The following is an 18,762-nucleotide window of genomic DNA, read 5'->3' on the forward strand; positions in this document are numbered from 1 at the left end:
TGGTCACCGCCGTCGCGACGGCCCGGCTGCGTCCGGTGCCGGCCGGTGCGGCCGTCGCGGCAGCCGTCCCCGACCAGAGCAGAAAGACCGAATCCGACGTGGAGAACGCCGCCAAGGACCTGAGCGTCCTGGTGATCATCCCTACTTACAACGAGGCCGAGAACCTCGAGAAGATCGTCACGCGGGTGCACGCGGCGAACACCGACGTGCACGTACTGGTGGCCGACGACAACTCCCCCGACGGCACCGGCAAACTCGCCGACGGGCTGGCCGAGAAGGACGAGCGGGTCAAGGTCCTGCACCGGGCCGGCAAGGAGGGCCTGGGCAAGGCCTACCTGGCCGGGTTCGCCTGGGGCATCGAGCACGAGTACGACGTCATCTGCGAGATGGACGCCGACGGCTCGCACCGCCCCGAGGACTTCCCGGCACTGCTGGCCGCGCTGGTCGAGCAGAACGCCGACCTGGTCCTGGGATCGCGCTACGTCCCCGGCGGCAAGACCGTGGGCTGGCCGGTACGCCGCGAGATCCTGTCGAAGGGCGGCAACGCCTGGGTCCGTCTGGTCACCGGCATGAAGCTGGCCGACGCCACCGGCGGCTACCGGCTCTTCCGCCGCGAGACGCTGGAGAAGATCGATCTGGACACCGTCGTCAGCGCCGGGTACACGTTCCAGGTGGACCTGGCCTGGCGCACCGTGCGGGCCGGGCTGAAGGTCGTCGAGGTCCCGATCACCTTCGTCGAACGCGAACTCGGCGCCTCGAAGATGAGCAGTGCCATAGTCGCCGAGGCCTTGTGGCGCACCGCTTTCTGGGGCACCTCCTACCGGCTGGGGCGCCTGGTCGGCAAGAAGTGACCCCCGGAGCCGGAGCCGACGGCCGTCGGCTCCGGCTCCGGTCCGCACGATACGAACCGAACACCCGTCGGAGTCGGTTAGTCTCTGTGGCGGACGCCGTCAGAGCCGACGCTCAGGTGTCACGCCGTCCCGGCCCGTCCGACCCGACCACCCTCCCCCCGGGGGTGCGAAGTAATGGAGCGAGTGCATGTCCTCCGGTATCGGCGCACGACTGGCCGCCATGGTCCCGCCAGGGGTGCTCCGCCTCGGCCTCGGGACCGCGGTGCTGGGCCTGGCCTCCTACATCCACCTGGCGCTCGCCGGACACGTCCTGTCCCCGAACGCCAAGTCCGCGGTCTCCGTGCTGTGGACGCTGGCCTTCTCCGTCGGTTACAGCATCTCGATGCCGATCGAGCAGGAGATGGGCCGCATCATCGCCTCAGAGGTCGAACACGGCCGGGGCACCACCGCGGTCCTCAAGCGCGGCGCGGTGCTCGGCGCGGGCCTGCTCGGCGTGGTCTGCCTGCTGCTGATGGTGCTGTCCCCGCTGCTGGCGCACAAGCTGTTCAACGGCAGCTACGGCATGGTGGCCGCGCTGGCCGGTGCGTTCGCCGGGCTGGTGGTCACCGCGGTGTGGCGCGGCGTGCTGGCCGGGCACGGGCAGTTCGCCGACTACGGCCGGCTGATGTGGATGGACGGCGCGCTGCGCATCGTGCTGGCCGCGGTCTTCGCCGCCGCCGGGGTGAAGTCGGCGATCTGGTTCAGCCTGATCCTCACCATCGCGCCGCTGACCGCGCTGGCCGCGATGACCCCGCGGGTCCGCAGGGCCCTGACACCTGGCGGCAACCTGCCCTGGTCGGCCATCACCAAGGGCATGGGCCTGCTGATCGGCTCGATGCTGCTGTCCCAGGTGGTCCTGAACATCGCGGTGATCAACGTCAAGCTGCTGGCCCCGGCCCAGGTCACGCTGGTCAGCGCGCTGCTGGCGGCGCTGGTGCTGGCCCGGGTGCCGCTGTTCGTCTTCGGCGCGCTGCAGTCCGCGCTGCTGCCGGGCCTGGCCACCGCGCACGCGGCCGGCGACACCGCCGGGTTCAGGGCGCTGGTGCGCCGCAGCACCGGCATCGTTGTGGTGCTGGGGCTGGGCAGCGCGCTGGGCTGCGTGGTGATCGGCCCCTGGTCGGTGCGCACGCTGTTCGGCATGGCCAACGAGATCGGCGTGACCGACTTCGCCTGGCTGTCCGTCGGCTCGCTGTTCTACATGCAGGCCATGGTGCTCGGACAGGCGCTGACCGCCGAGAACCGGCACCGCGAGCAGTTGTACGCCTGGATCATCGGCACGGCGGCGCTGGCCGCCGTCACCTTCGGTCCCGGCGGGGTCACCACCCGGGTGGAGCTGGCCTACGCGGTGGGCTCGATCGTCACCGCCGGCGCCATGGCGCTGATTCTGCGAAGCAGGCGGCCTGTGCGCGCCGACCTGGCGGTCTCTACCGAGGCGGAGGGCCAGGCGCACGGTATGCTGGCCGCCCATACTGGCGCGAGTGGGTGGGAACATGGAAAGTCTTGACGACGCTTGGATCGTCATCCCGGTCTATAACGAGGGCACCGTCATAGGCGGCGTGGTCGAGGAGACCCGGAAGACGTTCCCGAACATAGTCTGCGTCGACGACGGGAGTCGCGACGAATCCGCCGAACAGGCCCTGGCCGCCGGAGCGCACCTGGTGCGGCACCCGGTGAACCTGGGCCAGGGCGCGGCGCTGCAGACCGGTATCCGCTACGCGCTCAGCCAGGGTGCGGAGTACGTGGTGACCTTCGACGCCGACGGCCAGCACCGGGTCGAGGACGCGCTGACGATGGTGCGGGTCGCCAAGTCCGGCGAGGCCGACGTGGTGCTCGGCTCCCGGTTCCTGACCGGCACCGAAGAAGTCCCGATGATCAAGCGCGTGGTGCTGCGCACCGTGGTCACCCTCAGCCGCACCTCCCGCAAGCTGCAGCTGACCGACGCGCACAACGGCCTGCGCGTGCTGAACCGCAAGGCCGCCGCCCAGCTGCGCATCACCATGAACGGCATGGCCCACGCCTCGGAGATCGTCGCCTTCCTGGCGGCCTCCGGCTTGCGGGTCAAGGAGGTTCCGGTGATCGTCGTCTACACGGACTACTCCAAGTCCAAGGGACAGTCGCTGATCAACGGCGTCAACATCCTGTTCGACCTGTCCGTGCGGCAGCGAGGGGCCTGAGACCATGCTCGCCATCCAAATCGTCCTCGTGATCATGGCGCTCGCGCTGTTCGCCCTGTTCACGCAGCGTGCCCACACCGTGCGGACCCAGGCGGTCAAGCGCATAGGGTTCGTGCTGTTCATCTTCGGCGGGATCTACGCGATCCTGCGGCCGCAGGATGTCAACTGGATCGCGCACAAGCTCGGCGTCGGCCGTGGCGCGGACCTGGTCCTGTACCTGCTCGTGGTGGTCGTGGCGTTCTTCGCCGCCAACACCTTCCTGCGCTTCCGCACCCTGGAGCGCCGGTTCACCGACCTGGCGCGCTCGGTGGCGCTGAGCAACGCCGTGGTGCCCGCGCCGCGCCGGGAGTCGGACGCCCTCGCGGCCTCCGAGGCCGTCTCCGAGACCTCCGAGACCTCCGAGACCTCCGAGACCTCCACGGTCTCCGCGGCCCCCGAGGCCGGCACCGAGGCCGCGCAGCCGGTTCCGGCCGGTTCCGGGCGGCAGTCGTGACCTGGCTCGTCACCGGCGGCGCCGGCTACATCGGCGCGCACGTGGTGCGCGCGCTGCGTGCCGAGGGCCTGCCGGTGGTGGTGTTCGACGACCTGTCGACCGGCGCCAAGGAGCGGGTCCCGGACGACGTGCCGCTGATCGCCGGCAGCGTGCTGGACGGCGACCTGCTCACCGCGGTCCTGCGCGAGCACGACGTCGCCGGCGTGGTGCACATGGCCGGCAAGAAGCGCGTCGACGAGTCGGTGGCCGAGCCCACGTTCTACTACCGCGAGAACGTCGAGGGTGTCAGGTCCCTGCTGGACGCGATGGCCGCTGCCGACGTGCGGCGCCTGGTCTTCTCCTCCTCGGCCGCCGTCTACGGCATGCCGGAGCAGGAGGGGCTGGTCCGCGAGGACGCCGACTGCCGGCCGCTGAGCCCCTACGGCCAGACCAAGCTGGTCGGCGAGTGGATGGTGCGGGCCCAGGCGAAGGCGCGCGGGCTGGCCTTCGCGAACCTGCGCTACTTCAACGTGGCCGGCGCCGCCGAGCCCGCGCTGGGCGACCAGGGCGCGTTCAACCTGATCCCGATGGTGTTCGCCCGCCTGGACGCCGGCCGCCCGCCGCTGGTCTTCGGCACCGACTACCCGACCCCGGACGGCACCTGCGTCCGGGACTACATCCACGTCGCCGACCTGGCCACCGCGCACGCCGCGGCGGCCCGGCGGCTGGCCGGCGACCCGCGGGCGGCGCTGACGCTGAACGTCGGCCGCGGCGCCGGCGTCTCAGTGCTCGAAGTCCTGACCGCGGTGGCCGCGGCCACCGGCCTGGACACCACCCCCGAGGCCGCCGACCGCCGGGCCGGCGACGCCCCGAGCGTGGTGGCCGCCGCCGACCGGATCGGCGCGGAGCTGGGCTGGCACGCCGAGCACGACCTGGCCGCCATGGTGGACTCGGCCTGGGCCGCCTGGCAGGCGCGCCGCGCGTCGGGCCCGTCCGGCACGCCGGGGTCGTCGAGCTCGCCGAAGGCGGGGACCGACCGTTCGTGAGCAGTGAGGAATCCATGACCGAGTACGACGGCCCGCCGCCCCTGCTCGACATCGTCATGCCGTACTACGGCGACGTGCCGATGATGCAGGGGGCGGTGCGCAGCGTGCTGGCGCAGACCGACGCGCGCTGGCGGCTGACCGTGGTGGACGACGGCAAGGAGCCCGGCGTCCCGGAGTGGTTCGCCGAACTCGGGGCCCGGGACCCGCGGGTGCGCTACGAGCGCAACGAGCACAACCTCGGCATCACCGTGAACTTCCAGAAGTGCCTGGACGCCGCCGACGCCGACCTGGTGACGATGATCGGCTGCGACGACGAGATGCGGCCGGACTACGTCGCCACCGTGCTCGCGCTGTACGAGGCGCACCCCGAGGTGGCCATGGTGCAGCCCGGCGTCGAGGTGATCGACGAGCACGGCGCGGTCGTGGACCCGCTGGCCGACCGGATGAAGCGCAGCGTGTTCGCGCCCAAGGTCGGCGGCGTGCAGATCATGGGCGGCGAGGACCTCGCGGCCTCGCTCCTGCGCGCCAACTGGATGTACTTCCCGTCGATCTGCTGGCGCACCGAGGCGATCAAGAAGGTCGGCTTCGACCCGGCGTTCACCATCGTGCAGGACCTGAACGTGACGCTGAGCCTGGTCAAGGCCGGCGAGAAGCTCGCGGTCTCCGACCACGTGTGCTTCCGGTACCGGCGGCACCTGGCCAGCGAGTCCTCGGCACAGGCCGTGGACGGCAAGCGGTTCCGCGAGGAGCGCCGCTTCTTCCTGGCCGAGGCGGGCCGGATGGAGGAGCTGGGCTGGCACCGCGCGGCCCGCGCCGGGCGGCGGCACCTGGCCTCGCGGCTGCACGCCGCCACGCTGGTGCCCTCGGCGGCCAAGCGCGGGGACGTGGCGAGCCTGCGGCGGCTGGCGGGCTTCGCGCTGCTGCCCGCCAAGGACACCGCTGCCAAGGACGCCGCCAGGAACGCGGACAAGGGCTGAGCGGGCGCTGATCGCCGCCTCGGCGACGATCAGCGCAGCGTAACGGTTTGGCAACGATGCGCCCGGCGGTATGGTGACCACTCCGGCATCACCACGCACAAGCGGTCGATCCGTACGATGAACGGCCCTAAACTGGCGGGATGCCGTCCGCCCCGTCCCGCGCCGTCCTGCGCCTGAAACCGCGTACGACCGGGGCGAAGGCTTTCCTGCTGGCGTTCGTCGGCTTCTTCCTACTGGGGGCCGCGTGGTCCCTGGCGATGCCGTACGACGGATCCGCGGATGAGTTCCGTCACGTCGTGCGCGCCTACGGCGTGCTCGACGGACAGGTCGCCGCGCGGGTCGACGCGCAGATCACGGTGCCCAAGAGCCTGGTGCCGAACGGCATCGCGGATCAGGACCCGCAGGCGTGCATGCGCTGGAAGCTCAACGTCACCGCGGCCTGCGTGTCCGCTCCCGCGCCCGGCGACGAGCACCGCATGGTGGTCACCACCAGCGGCGCGGCGAACTACAACCCCATCTACTACGCGGTCACCGGCTGGCCGATCAAGCTCTTCCCGAACTACCAGGGGGTCATCGCCGCCCGGCTGCTGACCTGCCTGCTGACCAGCGCGCTGCTCGGCGGCGCGGTGGCGGCCGCGGCTCGGCTGGCCCGCGGTCGCGGACCGCTGGTGCTCGGCGGGGTGCTGCTGGCGGTGACGCCGGTCGCGGTGAACCTCACCGGGGCGGTGAACCCGGCCGGTCCGGAGATCGCCGCCGCGGTCGCGGTGTGGACCTCGCTGATCGCGATCTTCCTGGCCCGCGATGACTCCAGGTGGACGCTCGCGCTGTTCGGCGTCTCCGCCGGCACCCTGGCGGTGCTGCGGGAACTGGGCATCGGCTGGCTGCTGGGCGCCCTGGTGGTGGTCGCGTTCGGGGCCTCCCGGGACCGGCTGCGCGAGCTGGCCCGGCGGCGCTCGGTGCTGCTGTGGTCGGCCGTCGTGGTGGCCGCGGTCGTCGTCGGCGCGGGCTGGATACTGCTGTCCACCCAGCGCGGCCTGCCCGGCTCCGGACAGGCCAGCTCGGGGGTCCCGCACGGCGTCAAGCTGCTGGTGAAGGAACTGACACACCGGGTCCCGATGTACACCAACGGCCTGGTCGGGCTGACCTCCTTCGGAGACGTCGCGATCCCGCTGCCGCTGGTCCTGGCCTGGTTCGCGGCGGTCGGCGCACTGCTGGTCACGGCCGCGCGGCGGGCCGGCGTGCGGGTGCTGCTCCAGCTGACCGCGATCGTGGCCGGCGCCTACCTGTTCCTGATCGCCGCGGACCTGCAGGCCGCGGCCACCGGCTGGTGGTTCTCGCAGGGCCGCTACGCGCTGCCGATGCTGGTCGGGGCGCCGATCCTGGCCGGGTTCGTGCTGGCCGACCGGGGTCTGGTGGCCGTCGGCCGGCAGGCGGCGCTGATGCGCTGGGCCGCGTGGATCCTGATCCCGACCCAGGCCGTGGCGCTGTGGATCACCATGGTCCGGTTCCAGCACGGCTTCCACAGCCTGCACCCGAACCTGGTGTTCCTGTTCGACCAGACCTCGTCGGTGAACCCGTTCTCCGGGGCGTGGACGCCGCCAGGCTCCGGGGTCCCGGCGGTACTGCTCGGGATCGCCGGCGTGGTGGCGTTGCTCACCCTCGTCCTCCGGGCGGCGCGCTCCAGACCGATATCGGACATCGAAACGGTCACAATCCGTGAACGGTATATAAGGATTTCCTAAGCTCAGAGGTCCGATCCGTGGACGGGTCGGTAGCATGGACGCCACGCCCATGGCCAGCGGGGGAGCGGCCGGTTTCGTTGCGGGGCGGAACACGGATGAAGGAGTAAGACCGATGCGGTATCGGCTGGCCGCGGGCATCGCGCCCGGCACCTGGACCGCGCGTCGCGTCTGGCTCACCGCCTTCCTGGCGTTCTTCGCCCTCGCCGCGGCCTGGGCCCTGGCCTCCCCGCTGACCTCGGTCCCGGACGAGCCCTGGCACATGGTGAAGGCCGCGGCCACGGTCCGCGGCCAGTTCCACGGCACGCCGATCACCGTCACCCAGCACGGCCACGGGGGCACGACCGAGCTCCCGATGACCGGCTACCGGCTGCCGACCGCGTACTCGTTCCTGACCAACCTGCACGAGTGCTACTACGCCGACCCGCACGTGCCGGCCTCCTGCGCGCAGGTCCTGACCGCACAGTCGGGCACGGCGCTGGCCGGCACCACCGCCGGGTCCAACAACCCCCTGTACTACCTCGCGGTGGGCTGGCCGAGCCTGCTGTCCGGCGGCCCGGTGGGCATGTACGGCATGCGCCTGGTCTCGGCCGCGCTGAGCTCGGCGATGCTGGCCAGCGCGGTGGTCACGGCCTTCCAGTGGAGCCGCCGGCGGCGCTACCTGATGACCGCGGTGCTGGCCGCCGCGACCCCGATGGTGCTGTTCCTCAACGGCGCGGTGAACCCGAACTCGCTGGAGGCCACCTCGGCCATCCTGCTGTGGATGGCGGTCCTCAGCCTGCTGACGGACCCCCGCCCGGAGCTGGTCCCCCGGCTGCTCACCCGGGTCGGCGTGGCCGCGCTGGCGCTGGTGTCGGTGCGGCAGCTGGGCCCGGCCTGGGCCCTGGTGATCATCGTCTGCGCGGCCCTGGCCGGACAGCGCGGCACGCTGCGCGACACGCTGCGGCGGCGCACGGTGTGGCTGTGGACCGCGATCGTCGGCGTGGTGGGCCTGGGCTCGATCGCCTGGACCGCGCGGTTCAGCGTCCTGGGCAGCACCGCGGCCAACCACCCGAACCTGACCTTCTCCGTGGCGGCCCGCCAGACCTTCGCCGATACCACCGCCTACCTGCGGCAGATGATCGGCTACTTCGGCTGGCTGGACGTCCAGCCGCCGTACCACCTCGCATCGCTGTGGTACATCCCGGTCCTGGCGCTGCTGATCGGCGCCTGCCTGGTCGGCGGCCCGCGCGAGGTCACGGCGCTGGTGCTGCTCGCCGTCTCGGTGGTGGCGATCCCGGTCGTGGCGCAGGGCCGGCAGGCACAGACCCTCGGCTACATCTGGCAGGGCCGGTACCTGCTCGCCGTGGCCGCCGGGCTGCCGCTGCTGGCCGCCGCGATCCTGGCGAAACGCGAACCGCGGTGGGGGTGGCTGGACCGCGTGGTGAACCGGCTGCCGATGCCGGTGACGGTCTCGACGCTGGTGCTCGGGTTCCTGATGTTCGCCACCACGCTGCGGCGCTACGCGGTCGGCACGCGCGGGCCGTGGCTGACGCTGCATCCCTCGTGGTCGCCGCCGGGGAGCGTGCTGGGCGTGGTGCTGCTGTACCTGGTCGGGGCGGGTTTGGCCGGCTTGGTGGTGCTCGCCGCGGGTCGGGAGACGTCGCCGGCGCCGGTCGGGGCCGCGGACGGCGACGGCATGTCGGCCGACGCGGACTCCGCGGTGGAGGTGCCGGCGCTGGCCGGGGCGGCTGCCGGGACGGCGAACGGCACGGCCAACGGTGCGACGCAGCACCTCAACGGCTCCACCCCAGCCGCAGCCACAGCCCCGGACAGCGACACCGGGGACCGGGACACCGCGGTCGCGTCGGCTTCCTGAGCTGAGCTTGTCCGAGCTCTGGCTCGGTCCGGCTGGCTTCCTGACTTCCCGGGCTTCCCGGGCTTCCCGGCTTTCCTGGGCTTCCTGGCCGAACTCTGACAGCGCTCGGCCGGAGCTCTGAGGGGTCTCTGGCGGGTTCGGACCGGGTTGCGGGGCCCCGGGCGCCGAACTAGCGCGCCAGCGCCTCAGTCCCGCTCTGCGCCTGTCCCCCGCCCAGCAGCACGTTCCTCCGAGCCTCCGCCACCGCGTCCGCGTTCAGCGCCGCCAGACCCTTCGCGTCCAGATCGGGCAGCGGGCTGCCGAGCTCCGCGCGGGTGCGGATGTACAGGCCGACGGTCAGCGTCGGCGCGTCGGCGGGGTCGATGACGGCGTTCGGGTCCAGCCGGGGGTCGTCCCGGTCGTACCAGACCGTCTGCAGCATCGCCTTCTGGCGGACGAACTGCCGGTCGCGGCGGTCGATCGCGGTGCTCAGCGACAGCATCCCGGCGCCGCACGCGACCACCGCGACCCCGGCCGCGACCGCCCGCCACCGCGCCTGCCACGGCACGTCGTGCAGCGCCTCGGCCACGATCGGCAGCAGGAACACCGCCGCGATGTAGACGTACCGCGAGGTGCCCGCGAGCTGCGTGCCGAACTGCGCGCGCACCAGGCCGGTCATGCTGTACTGCGCGATCGCGCCGACCCCGAGCGCGATCGCCAGCGCCGCGGGGCGGCCGCGCCGGCAGGCCACGGCGAACAAGAGCACGAACACCGCGAACCCGAGCCACCACTGCCGCCAGTCGGCCCCGACCAGTCCCGCCATGCCGGAGCCGAGGCCGGTCGGCACGAACGACAGCAGCCCGGAGGCGGCTTTCAGCGACAGCGGCGAGCGGGCGATGTCGGCGTGGCGGGCGCCGTACAGCGGGTACCAGATGCCGTATGCGACCACCGGCGCGGCGAGGGCTGCCGCGGCTGTGCGGAAGCGTGCAGGGCGCCACCACGGCGCTTCTGTGTCTTCCTCGCTGCCGCTGCCGCTGTCGGCGCTGGTGCTAGTGCCGGTGCCGGCGCGCACGACCAGCAGCACGGCCGCCGCCCCGGTGAAGAACAACCCCTCGCCGGAGGACGCCAGCGACAGCACCAACGCCGCCGAGCCGCCCGCGAGGGCGCGCCGCGTGGGGCGCTCGGCGTCCAGCAGCAGCACCGCGATCAGCCCGAAGAAGACCGAGCACGAGAAGCCGATCTGGAACGCCCAGATGAAGTCGTCCGAGCCGCGCCCCAGCACCAGCAGGATCGCCGCCGCCGCGATGCCCAGGGCGTCGCCGCTGCGCCGCCGGATGATCGAGAACAGCAGGAAGGCGTTCGCGCAGTGCAGCACCAGCAGGGTCGCGCTGAACGGCAGATAACTGTGCATCCCATTCAGTCCGAGCAGCACCCGGTAGATCACCATGGGCACCGTCGACCAGTGCTCCTGGTGCGGGACGAAATAGTCGCTGAAGCGCCAGCCTTCGGCCTTGTCGACGAAATCCCACTCATCGTAGAAGAAGTCCAGTCCGCGTACTGAATACAGCAGTACGCCGAAGGCGACCACGCACATGCCGATCACTACGTGAGCAGCGTACTTATAGCGCACACGCGCAAAGGTCATCACGGACTCAGCTGGAAAAACGCATCCCGATGTCGCACAAGGTCACAGGGTACCGTCATAGCCCACGGCCTGAAGAGCGGGGCCACGGTGATGACCGCGCTATGGGCATCCGCGCTGCTACACGTCTGGGAAGCCTTGGAGAGCTGCGCAGAGAAGGAAGGCCCGGACGCTCGCCAGTGGCTGGACCGGCCGTAGCCGCCGTATATGCACAGGGCGACCAGTCCGAGAATGGCGAACGCGGGGACGGCCCTCGCTATCACTATCGCCATCGCTATACGCGGCGGCGCTATAGCCGCGTCTCTGCGTGGTACGACAAGTCCGGCCACCGCGACCAGGAACAAGCAGATCGCCGGAAGCTCATAGCGGGGTGCGGCGCTTCCGCCCTGCATGGCCAGTCCGCAGAACAGCAGAAGGCTGTGGACGAGCGCCGTGAGGACCAGCGGCCAGTTCGGCGCCGTGATCCGCAGCAGCGCCAGCAGGAGTGCGACGCCGGCGATGGCCCAGGCGACGTATTGCGTGTCCAGGGCGTTTACCGGGAGTCCTAGACGCTGGTTCACATCGCCCGTGTAGAGCCCCTGCCCCGCCACCGTCTGGAAGAACTGCTCGACCGCCCAGACGGGGTCGTAGTGCGGCTTCATGGGCCGGTTGTCCAGAGCGTGGCGGAAAACGATGCCGATCCCCTGGAACAGCATCCCGGTGCCCATGCCGATCACGGGGAGCGCACCACGGCGACCGCGCACCGTCCACCAGCGCAGGAGCGCCAGGGGGAGGAACACGCCGTCCACCGGGTCGCTGCCGATGGTGGCGAACAACACGAACGCGGCGAGGATCTGGTTGCGCTTGTGCTCCGGGTTCCAGATGACCATCCAGAACGACACGTAGAGCAGCAGGAAGTGCAGACAGGCGAAGTTGTTGGCCAGTTCCAGCTGCCCCACGTACGGCAGCGCCACCGGGGCCGCCACGGCGACGCGCAGCGCGGTCGAGGGCAGATGCCGGCTGCTGGCGCGGTAGACGAGCAGCGCGCAGGCGCTCGCCACCAGGGCGCCCATGGTCGCGATGACGGCGGCGGCCCAGGACAGGGGGAAGAACCTGACGATCTCTATGAGGGTGCGGGGGACGAAGTGCAGGTAGCCGTTGTAGGGCGTGAAGAGGAGGTCGATGTAGTTGTGCTGGAGCGTTCCCGCGTAGAACTGGCGGCCGTCCTCGGCCCATATGGTGTCGGTCGACCCGAACCCCTGCGTGCGCTTCAGCGACAACAGGACCATGGCCGCCAGGACGAGGACCGCCGCTATGGGTTTCCACCACGGCTTCCACAGGGCGGCGCGCTGCTTCAGCGCCGCCAGGGAGGACGCTGGGGAGGCCACCGCTACACGGTCGGCTACGTACACGTGTGGGTCCCCCCTGTGCGGAACACATAGAGTGCCGCGTCGCCAAGTGCCGGAAGTCTTGTAGTACTAAGCTGCGAGGCTACCTCAGCGGCTGCTGAACGGTGTCACGTCTCGTCTACGATTGGCGGATGCCGACCATCGCCGCGGTCACCACCGCGTTCCATCCCGACGAACGCCTGACCGCGGTCGTGGAGGCGGCGCTGAAGAGCTGCTCGCGGGTGGTCGTGGTGGACAACACGCCGGGTGACGGGCCGTTCCTGAGCGACACGCTGCGTGATCGCGACGGCGTCACCGTGCTGCGCGACGGGCGCAACCGAGGACTCGCGGGCGCACTGAACGCGGGCCTGGACGAGCTGAAGAGCATCGCGGCCCCGTCATCGGAGGCCCCGGACCTGGTGCTGTTCCTCGACCAGGACTCCGTCCTCACCGAAGACCTGGTCACCGGCCTCGCCGAGCACCTGACCGACCCGACCGTCGGCATCGCGGCACCGGCGCCCTGGGACGAGGAGCAGGGACGCTACTACGAACCGGGCACCGCGAACGGCCCGGACATCGCCGAACGCGAGGCGGTCATCACCTCCGGCATGCTGGTCCGCCGCACCGTCCTCACCGAAGTAGGACCATTCCGCGCCGAGTTCTTCGTCGACCACGTCGACAACGACTTCTGCCTCCGCGTCCGCACCGCCGGCTACCGCATCCTCCGCGACAAGCGCTACAAACTGGCCCACAGCCTCGGCCAACGAAACCAGCACAAGCTCGCCGGCGTCTCGGTGGCGTCGTCGCGGCACCCGACATGGCGGCTGTACTGGATCGCCCGCAACGGCACGGTGCTGATCAAGGAGCACCGCAAGGACGCCCCGGTCTGGAGCCGGAACACCGCGCTGTACCTGGTGTGGTGGTTCGCACTGCGGACCGCGATCGAGGCACCGCGCGGCCCGCGAGCGATGGCGATGCTGCGCGGGTTCCGGGACGGGGCGCGGGGGCGGACGAGTCGGCGGTATTTGCCGCCGGGGGCTGAGATTTAGGCCAGCGTGCGGCTGGGCTGGGGGGTGCTGGCGATTTTTGGGCGCTCCTGCTTGGTGTGTGGGTGTGGGTGGCTGGGGTGCGGTGGGTGCGTCAGGTGCGGTTTGTTGGTGGGGTTTTAAGGGCCTTTTACGGCTTCGCCTAAGGTTTGGTGACCTCGCTGGGGGACGCAGTTCGGTGGTGCCCCGCAGGTTGCGCTGGCGGCCGGCGGTGTTGCTGGGCACGACCGCGCACAGGTCCGAGTCACTGCGCACACGTCGGGTGGGCGGCTGGCGGCCGCGTGTGGTGGGCACCTGAAGTCAAAAGCAGGCGCCTCCGGCGGGGGCACTCGAGACTCTGAGGGATCCCCAACCCCCCGCCTCGGCGGCGGTCCGAGTGTTGGTCGCGAAGTCCCGGATCCCTCGTCGCTGACGTCGCCCTAAAGGGAACCATCCCGGCCTGGCGGGGTAAAGCCGCATCACACGCTGCTGTGGTCCAGCCTCGTCCGGCTTGACCCCGCCAGTCCGGGCTGGTTGTGCAAGCACCGCCGACAGCGACGAGGGATCCGGGACAACCCCACTGTGGTGTGGACGGGGTCCACTCGGGTGCGTGCACGTGCGGGTGGTGACGTGGCGTGCCCAAGACGAGGGAATCCTTCCCACAGGCGGGGTTGTCCCGGGTTCCCCGTCGCGTCGGCGGGCGTAGCCAAGCTGACCGGGCCGGTGGTGTCAAGTCGCACGAAACCACACCACAGCAGCAGGGGTCCGACTTGATACCACCGGACCGGTCTGCTTCCGTGAGGCGACGATGCGACGGGGAACCCGGGACACAGGCGACCACAAGCAGTGTCCGGCAGCAGACAGCGCGACCCCCCCCCTCCCCGGAGCGAGTGCCGCTCGCCGCGCAGGCGCCGCCGGAGGCCCTGTCTTTGACTTTCAGGCACCCACCAAACGCGGCCGCCAGCCGCCCACCTGACGTGTGCGCAGTGACTCGAACCCGCGCGCGGTCGTGCACACGAACAACCGCCAGCCGCCAGCGCAACCAGCGCGGCACCACCGAACTGCGCCACCCAGCGGATCCTTCTTAAAGCCCTGCGAAGCCGTAAAAAGCTCCTAAAACCCACCAACAAACCGCACCCGACGCACCCACCACACCAGCAGCGCCGATTTCTACGACTCCGCCTAAGCCTGGTGACCTCGCGGGGAATGAGCCCGAGTCCCTGCGCGCACTTTTGCTCTCGCGCGTCGCGGCAGCCGATCCGGCCGCCCCGCCCCTACCGCCGCCGCCGCTTCCCGCCGTCGGCGGTAGGTGCGGTCGTCAGCTCCGCGCCCTGCGGCAGGTACCGCATGCTGTACTTGCGCGTCATCGCATCGCGGGCGCCGCGCAGTACAGCGCCGGCGTGGGCTCGGCGGTCGTCTTCGAATGCCACCGCCTGGACGGCGGCGCGGCCTAGGTAGAGGGCTGCGGTGACGGCCCAGGCCGGGGAGAAGCGGCCTTGTTCGCGGATGGTGATCAAGCCGTTGCGGAGCTGCCAGTAGTCGCGCCAGGGGGCTTTGTGCGTGACGGCTACGTGCATGCCCAGGAAGGCGTGGGTGCGGCGTTCGCCGATGGAGTGCGGGAGCTTCAGGCGCTTGTCCTGGATGATGCGGGCTCCGGTGCGGCGGACGCGGAGGGAATACTCCAGGTCGGCGTAGTCGACGAAGAAGTCTTCGCGGAATTCGCCGACGCGCTCCAGGAGGGTGCGGCGGATCAGCATGCCGGAGGTGATGGAGATGGCGCGTTCTGACACGTCTTCGTGGCGGCCGGAGAAGGTCTCGTAGAAGCGCCCATGGACGACGTCCCAGGGTGCCGGGGTCGCGATGCCGATGGTGGGGTCCGTGAGGTGCTCGGCCAGGCGGGGGATCACGTCGGGGGCCAGGACCGAGTCCTGGTCCAGGAAGATCACCGCCTCGGTGGTGCGGGACAGGCGGGAGACGCCGAGGTTCAGGGCGTGGGCCAGGCCGCGGTTCACGCCGGGGCGCAGGACCGTGAGGGTGCCGGCGGCGGCGATCTTGTCCGCGGTGGACGGCGCTCCGTCGGGCGTGTTGTCCACGACCACGATCTCGGCGCAGGACTCCTGCACGGAGTCGACCACGGCGAGCAGGCGCTCGTCCGGGTGGTAGGCCGTCACGACGGCGGCGATTCTCACGACGTGTCCTCTCAGGCGACGGGCGTCGGGGTCGGTGCGCCGACGGCGCCGGGGTTGTCCGCACCGGGGCGGTTGTCGGCACCGGGGCGGGCGGCGATGCCGGGCCGGGCGGCGGTGCCACCGCCGGTCCCGCTGCCCGATGCGGAGCGGGCAGCCGGCACCGGCACATAGCGCCGTCGCAGCGTCCGCAGCCAGCGGGCCGGATACTGCGGGGTCCAGTTCTTCAGCTTGAGGAAGTGCTTCTCGACCAGGTGCCAGGACAGGAATGCCGCGGTCCAGGCCGCCGCCATGGCCATGGCCAGATAGGGCCAGTAGCCCCAGCGATTCCATCCCAGACTCGCCAGAACCTGTTGCCCCACCAGGCCGTATATGTAGATGCCATAGGAGTAGTCGTTCTTGCGGCCGACCCAGTGCGTCCAGCGCGGCAGCCGGCAAGCGGCCCACACCATCAGGTACACGAAGGCCGGATACCCGATCACGAACCAGCCGCCGACAAACAGCGACCCCAGGCTGAGCGCCAGAGACGCCAAGCCGAGCCCGTCATGAATCGGTACGCGGTCCCGGTACAGCTCCAGCGACCCGGCGGCGAAGAACAGGAAGCCCAGGTACACGACCCAGTGCAGGTCGATGGTGCCGAACCAGTTGGCGTCGAACCGGTCGTACTGGGCCACCTCGCCGCCGGTCCAGCCGGAGGCCAGGCGGAAGTCCATGACGATGCGGACGTACAGCACTGCCGCCATGATCGGCATCAGCCGGCGGGCGTTCCGCAGGACTCCGCTGACCAGCAAGGCCCCGACGATCAGATAGCAGAGCATCTCGTAGACCAGGGACCACAGGGCCCCGTCGAAGACGCTGGTCTTGGTCACCCGGCCCCACGGCGTGGTGCTGACGAGCAGATTGTGGATGCCGCCCTGGCGGATACCGGTCCACATGTTGAGGTGGACATAGCCGAACGGACCGCCGGCGCCGCCGCTCTCCGTCCAGAACCCGGTCAGCGAGCCCCGCTCATGCAGCGCGATCAAAGGCGCCACCACGAACGCGGTCACGATCAGGCACACCCACAGCGCCGGGAAGATGCGCAGGGCACGATGCCAGCAGTACCGCAGGAAGCCGGTACGGCGCGCACTGCGCGTGATGAGCATCCCGGACAGCACGAAGAACCCTGCGACCGCCAGGCCGCCGACCGCCTGCTGGTTGCGGAACACGCCGCCGAACAGGTCGCCGCGGTTGAATCCGAGTATCCCGCTGTGCGTGATGACGACCGACATGGCCAGGGAGAAACGGAGAAAGCCGACGCCATTCTCACGGCCGGAGAACACCTCGGAGAGAGTCCCGCGGTACCCCTTGCGGGTCCAGGACGGAAGACGCGTGCCGTAAGGGACCGCGGCCTCGGCGCCGTGCCCGTCGCCGTCGCCGCCGTCCCCGTCGTCGCTCCCCCGCGCAGCGCCCGGCACCGCGCTCGTCTGCTCCCCCACGCCTATCGACCCGTGTCCACTTCCGTCTCGGCGAGCGCCCCGTCCGATTCGGCGACCGTCGCCGCCCACAGTTCCGCGATCGCGTCGGCCAGGGACCGCCGCGGCGTCCACCCGAGCAGCGCGGCCGCCTTCTCGATCCCCATCTGCTGCCAGTCGGTCTCCGGCCCCGGCGCCGGGGCCTCGGTCAGCGTGGTCGGCACGCCGCTGGCGTCGATCAGCATGTTGACGAGCTGCCGCGCGTTGTGCGCGTGCCCGGTGCCGATGTTGACGACCTCGCCGACCGCGCCCGGGGCGGTCACCGCCGTCGCCACCGCCTCGGCCGCGTCGGTCAGCGACAGGAAGTCGCGCAGCGAGACCAGCGCGCCCAGGGTGAGTTCGGCCTGTCCGTGGCTGCGCGCCTCCAGCAGCTTCGCGGCCACCACGCCGAGCAGGCTGTGCCCCGGCTGCCCCGCGCCCACGACGTTCCCGACCCGCAGCACCACGCCGTCGGCGCCGCCCCGGGCCGCCGCGTCGAGCACCAGGTTCGAGCACTCCAGCTTGAGTTTCCCGTACGCCGTCACGGGTTCGGGCACATACGCCTCGGTCATCGACGTGCCGAGCGGCGCCAGGCCGTACTCGTGCACGCTGCCCAGCTGCACCACCCGCACCCGCGTCGGCAGCGTCTCGACCGCCGCCAGCAGGTGCGCGACCAGCGTGACGTTGGCGTCGACCATCTGCTCCTCGGTCAGACCCCACATCCCGCCGGCGGCGTTCACCACGGCGCCGACGCCCTGCGCGCCCAGCGTCGCGGCGAGCTGGTCGCGGTCGGCGGCCGCCAGGTCCAGCGGGACGAACGACGCGCCCTCGGCGACCGGCCGCGGCGTGCGCGCGATCGCGACCACCTCGTGGCCGCGCTCCAGCAGGGCGCCGCTCACCGCCTTGCCGACGAACCCGGTCCCGCCCAGGACCGCGACCTTCTCAGGCTTCGTCATCGCTTCTGCTCCGCTCGCACCCGCGTCTGCTCGGGCCTGGGCGCCGGCAGGAAAGCGTGCCGGGCCAGGTTCTTCACGCCCGGGACCGACCGCGCCTTGAGCGCCGACGGCAGCAGCGTGACGGCGTGCAGCCGCGAGGCCGTGTACCGGCGCGCCGCCTTCGCGGCCTTCGGCCAGCCCAGCGTGTTCATCTGCACGGAGGCGCCGACGAAGTAGCGCCGCGCCTCGGCGAAGCGCTTGCCGGCCATCGCCTCGGCGGCGCTGTAGCTGGCCGCGTGCCGCCGGTACTGGAAGACCAGCTCGTCGGACAGCGCCATCGTCTCGCCGGCCTCGATCAGGTCGATGACCAGCGCCAGGTCCTGGATGATGTCGAGGTCGTCGCGGAAGCTGGCGCCCTTGATCGCCGCCGAGCGCCAGCACAGCGACGGGAAGTAGAACCAGCAGCCGCGCAGCAGGCTCGCCGCCAGCTCCTCGCCGCCCATCAGCGTCGTGCCGGTGAAGCGCGGCAGGTAGATGCGGGCCTTGGCCTGGTCGGCGATGGTGTTCACGACCTGCCCGGCGCCGTCGATGATCTGCACGCCGGGCTGGATGATGCCGACCCCGGGGTGCTCCTTGACGATCCGGCGGATCGCCGCGACGTAGCCGGGCAGCATCACGTCGTCGGTGCCCATCATCACCATGTACTCGGCCTCGACCAGGCCCAGGCACTTCGTGTAGTTGCCGGTGGCGCCCAGGTTCCGCTCGTTGCGCTGGTAGGACACGCGCGGGTCGTCGAGCGCCGCGAACCACTCCGGGACGCCCGGTTCCTTGCCGTCGTCGACGACCGTCAGCCGCCAGTCCGGGTCGGACTGCGCGATGACGCTGCGCACCGCGGTCTGCATCAGGGCCACGTCGCCGTAGTACGGGAGCATGATGTCGATGGTGGTCATGGGGACTTCTGATGCCTCACGGTTCGGGA

Annotated in this window: 15 protein-coding genes; 9 read left to right on the forward strand and 6 right to left on the reverse strand. The window is 70.9% G+C overall.

Annotated elements, in window-relative coordinates; genetic code table 11:
• Positions 1 to 98: 98 nt before the first annotated feature.
• The 8 genes from ABH920_RS06420 (at position 99) to ABH920_RS06455 (ending at position 9,156) form a co-directional block, all read left to right on the forward strand.
• On the forward strand, positions 99 to 851 hold the full coding sequence (locus ABH920_RS06420) for a polyprenol monophosphomannose synthase (protein WP_370348015.1): 753 nt from the start codon (positions 99 to 101) through the stop codon (positions 849 to 851).
• A 187-nt stretch (positions 852 to 1,038) separates the two neighbouring features.
• Positions 1,039 to 2,394 (forward strand): lipopolysaccharide biosynthesis protein, encoded by a 1,356-nt coding sequence (locus ABH920_RS06425; protein ID WP_370347781.1) that lies wholly within the window; start codon positions 1,039 to 1,041, stop codon positions 2,392 to 2,394.
• A complete protein-coding gene (locus ABH920_RS06430) occupies positions 2,381 to 3,064 on the forward strand; it encodes a glycosyltransferase family 2 protein (RefSeq protein ID WP_370347783.1) in 684 nt (227 codons plus the stop codon). Before ABH920_RS06425 ends, ABH920_RS06430 begins: the two co-directional genes overlap by 14 nt.
• Positions 3,065 to 3,068: 4 nt before the next feature.
• Complete coding sequence (locus tag ABH920_RS06435; protein ID WP_370347785.1) at positions 3,069 to 3,557, forward strand: DUF2304 domain-containing protein; 489 nt, start codon at positions 3,069 to 3,071, stop codon at positions 3,555 to 3,557.
• Positions 3,554 to 4,582 carry a UDP-glucose 4-epimerase GalE gene (gene galE / locus ABH920_RS06440; protein ID WP_370347787.1) on the forward strand — a complete coding sequence of 343 codons (1,029 nt, stop codon included), beginning with the start codon at positions 3,554 to 3,556 and terminating at the stop codon, positions 4,580 to 4,582. The genes ABH920_RS06435 and galE overlap by 4 nt, the downstream gene beginning before the upstream one ends.
• A gap of 14 nt (positions 4,583 to 4,596) precedes the next feature.
• Positions 4,597 to 5,559 (forward strand): glycosyltransferase family 2 protein, encoded by a 963-nt coding sequence (locus ABH920_RS06445; RefSeq protein ID WP_370347789.1) that lies wholly within the window; start codon positions 4,597 to 4,599, stop codon positions 5,557 to 5,559.
• A 140-nt stretch (positions 5,560 to 5,699) separates the two neighbouring features.
• Positions 5,700 to 7,301: a DUF2142 domain-containing protein gene (locus tag ABH920_RS06450; protein WP_370347791.1), complete on the forward strand. Its 1,602-nt coding sequence runs from the start codon at positions 5,700 to 5,702 to the stop codon at positions 7,299 to 7,301.
• Between the two features lie 112 nt (positions 7,302 to 7,413).
• Positions 7,414 to 9,156 (forward strand): DUF2142 domain-containing protein, encoded by a 1,743-nt coding sequence (locus tag ABH920_RS06455; RefSeq protein ID WP_370347794.1) that lies wholly within the window; start codon positions 7,414 to 7,416, stop codon positions 9,154 to 9,156.
• Positions 9,157 to 9,325: 169 nt separating this feature from the next.
• Here the strand turns inward: ABH920_RS06455 and ABH920_RS06460 are convergent, their stop codons facing one another.
• Both ABH920_RS06460 and ABH920_RS06465 read right to left on the reverse strand, forming a co-directional pair.
• Positions 9,326 to 10,765, reverse strand: a complete 1,440-nt coding sequence (locus ABH920_RS06460; protein WP_370347796.1) for a hypothetical protein — start codon at positions 10,763 to 10,765, stop codon at positions 9,326 to 9,328.
• A 14-nt stretch (positions 10,766 to 10,779) separates the two neighbouring features.
• Positions 10,780 to 12,144: a hypothetical protein gene (locus tag ABH920_RS06465; protein ID WP_370347798.1), complete on the reverse strand. Its 1,365-nt coding sequence runs from the start codon at positions 12,142 to 12,144 to the stop codon at positions 10,780 to 10,782.
• Positions 12,145 to 12,296: 152 nt separating this feature from the next.
• Here ABH920_RS06465 and ABH920_RS06470 point away from each other — a divergent pair, with 152 nt between their 5' ends.
• Positions 12,297 to 13,193, forward strand: coding sequence for a glycosyltransferase family 2 protein (locus tag ABH920_RS06470; protein WP_370347800.1), 897 nt, complete (start codon positions 12,297 to 12,299; stop codon positions 13,191 to 13,193).
• Between the two features lie 1,250 nt (positions 13,194 to 14,443).
• On the opposite strand, the gene ABH920_RS06475 is transcribed toward ABH920_RS06470, so the two are convergent.
• The 4 genes from ABH920_RS06475 to ABH920_RS06490 are packed head-to-tail and all read right to left on the reverse strand — an operon-like array spanning position 14,444 to position 18,733.
• Positions 14,444 to 15,358, reverse strand: coding sequence for a glycosyltransferase (locus tag ABH920_RS06475; RefSeq protein ID WP_370347802.1), 915 nt, complete (start codon positions 15,356 to 15,358; stop codon positions 14,444 to 14,446).
• Positions 15,359 to 15,369: 11 nt separating this feature from the next.
• Entirely contained in the window at positions 15,370 to 16,833 is a 1,464-nt protein-coding gene (locus ABH920_RS06480; RefSeq protein WP_370347804.1) for an acyltransferase family protein, read from the reverse strand.
• A gap of 2 nt (positions 16,834 to 16,835) precedes the next feature.
• A complete protein-coding gene (locus ABH920_RS06485; protein WP_370347806.1) occupies positions 16,836 to 17,804 on the reverse strand; it encodes an NAD-dependent epimerase/dehydratase family protein in 969 nt (322 codons plus the stop codon).
• Complete coding sequence (locus tag ABH920_RS06490; RefSeq protein ID WP_370347808.1) at positions 17,801 to 18,733, reverse strand: glycosyltransferase family 2 protein; 933 nt, start codon at positions 18,731 to 18,733, stop codon at positions 17,801 to 17,803. The genes ABH920_RS06485 and ABH920_RS06490 overlap by 4 nt, the downstream gene beginning before the upstream one ends.
• Positions 18,734 to 18,762: the final 29 nt, after the last annotated feature.

Source organism: Catenulispora sp. EB89 (assembly GCF_041261445.1).
GTDB lineage: Bacteria > Actinomycetota > Actinomycetes > Streptomycetales > Catenulisporaceae > Catenulispora.

Bases quoted from the DNA above. Each gene is read 5' to 3' on its own strand.
- ABH920_RS06435 (WP_370347785.1), top strand. From the start codon at position 3,069: ATGCTCGCCATCCAAATCGTCCTCGTGATCATGGCGCTCGCGCTGTTC.
- ABH920_RS06485 (WP_370347806.1), bottom strand. From the start codon at position 17,804: ATGACGAAGCCTGAGAAGGTCGCGGTCCTGGGCGGGACCGGGTTCGTC.
- ABH920_RS06445 (WP_370347789.1), top strand. From the start codon at position 4,597: ATGACCGAGTACGACGGCCCGCCGCCCCTGCTCGACATCGTCATGCCG.
- ABH920_RS06470 (WP_370347800.1), top strand. From the start codon at position 12,297: ATGCCGACCATCGCCGCGGTCACCACCGCGTTCCATCCCGACGAACGC.
- ABH920_RS06455 (WP_370347794.1), top strand. From the start codon at position 7,414: ATGCGGTATCGGCTGGCCGCGGGCATCGCGCCCGGCACCTGGACCGCG.
- ABH920_RS06450 (WP_370347791.1), top strand. From the start codon at position 5,700: ATGCCGTCCGCCCCGTCCCGCGCCGTCCTGCGCCTGAAACCGCGTACG.
- ABH920_RS06490 (WP_370347808.1), bottom strand. From the start codon at position 18,733: ATGACCACCATCGACATCATGCTCCCGTACTACGGCGACGTGGCCCTG.
- ABH920_RS06425 (WP_370347781.1), top strand. From the start codon at position 1,039: ATGTCCTCCGGTATCGGCGCACGACTGGCCGCCATGGTCCCGCCAGGG.
- ABH920_RS06430 (WP_370347783.1), top strand. From the start codon at position 2,381: ATGGAAAGTCTTGACGACGCTTGGATCGTCATCCCGGTCTATAACGAG.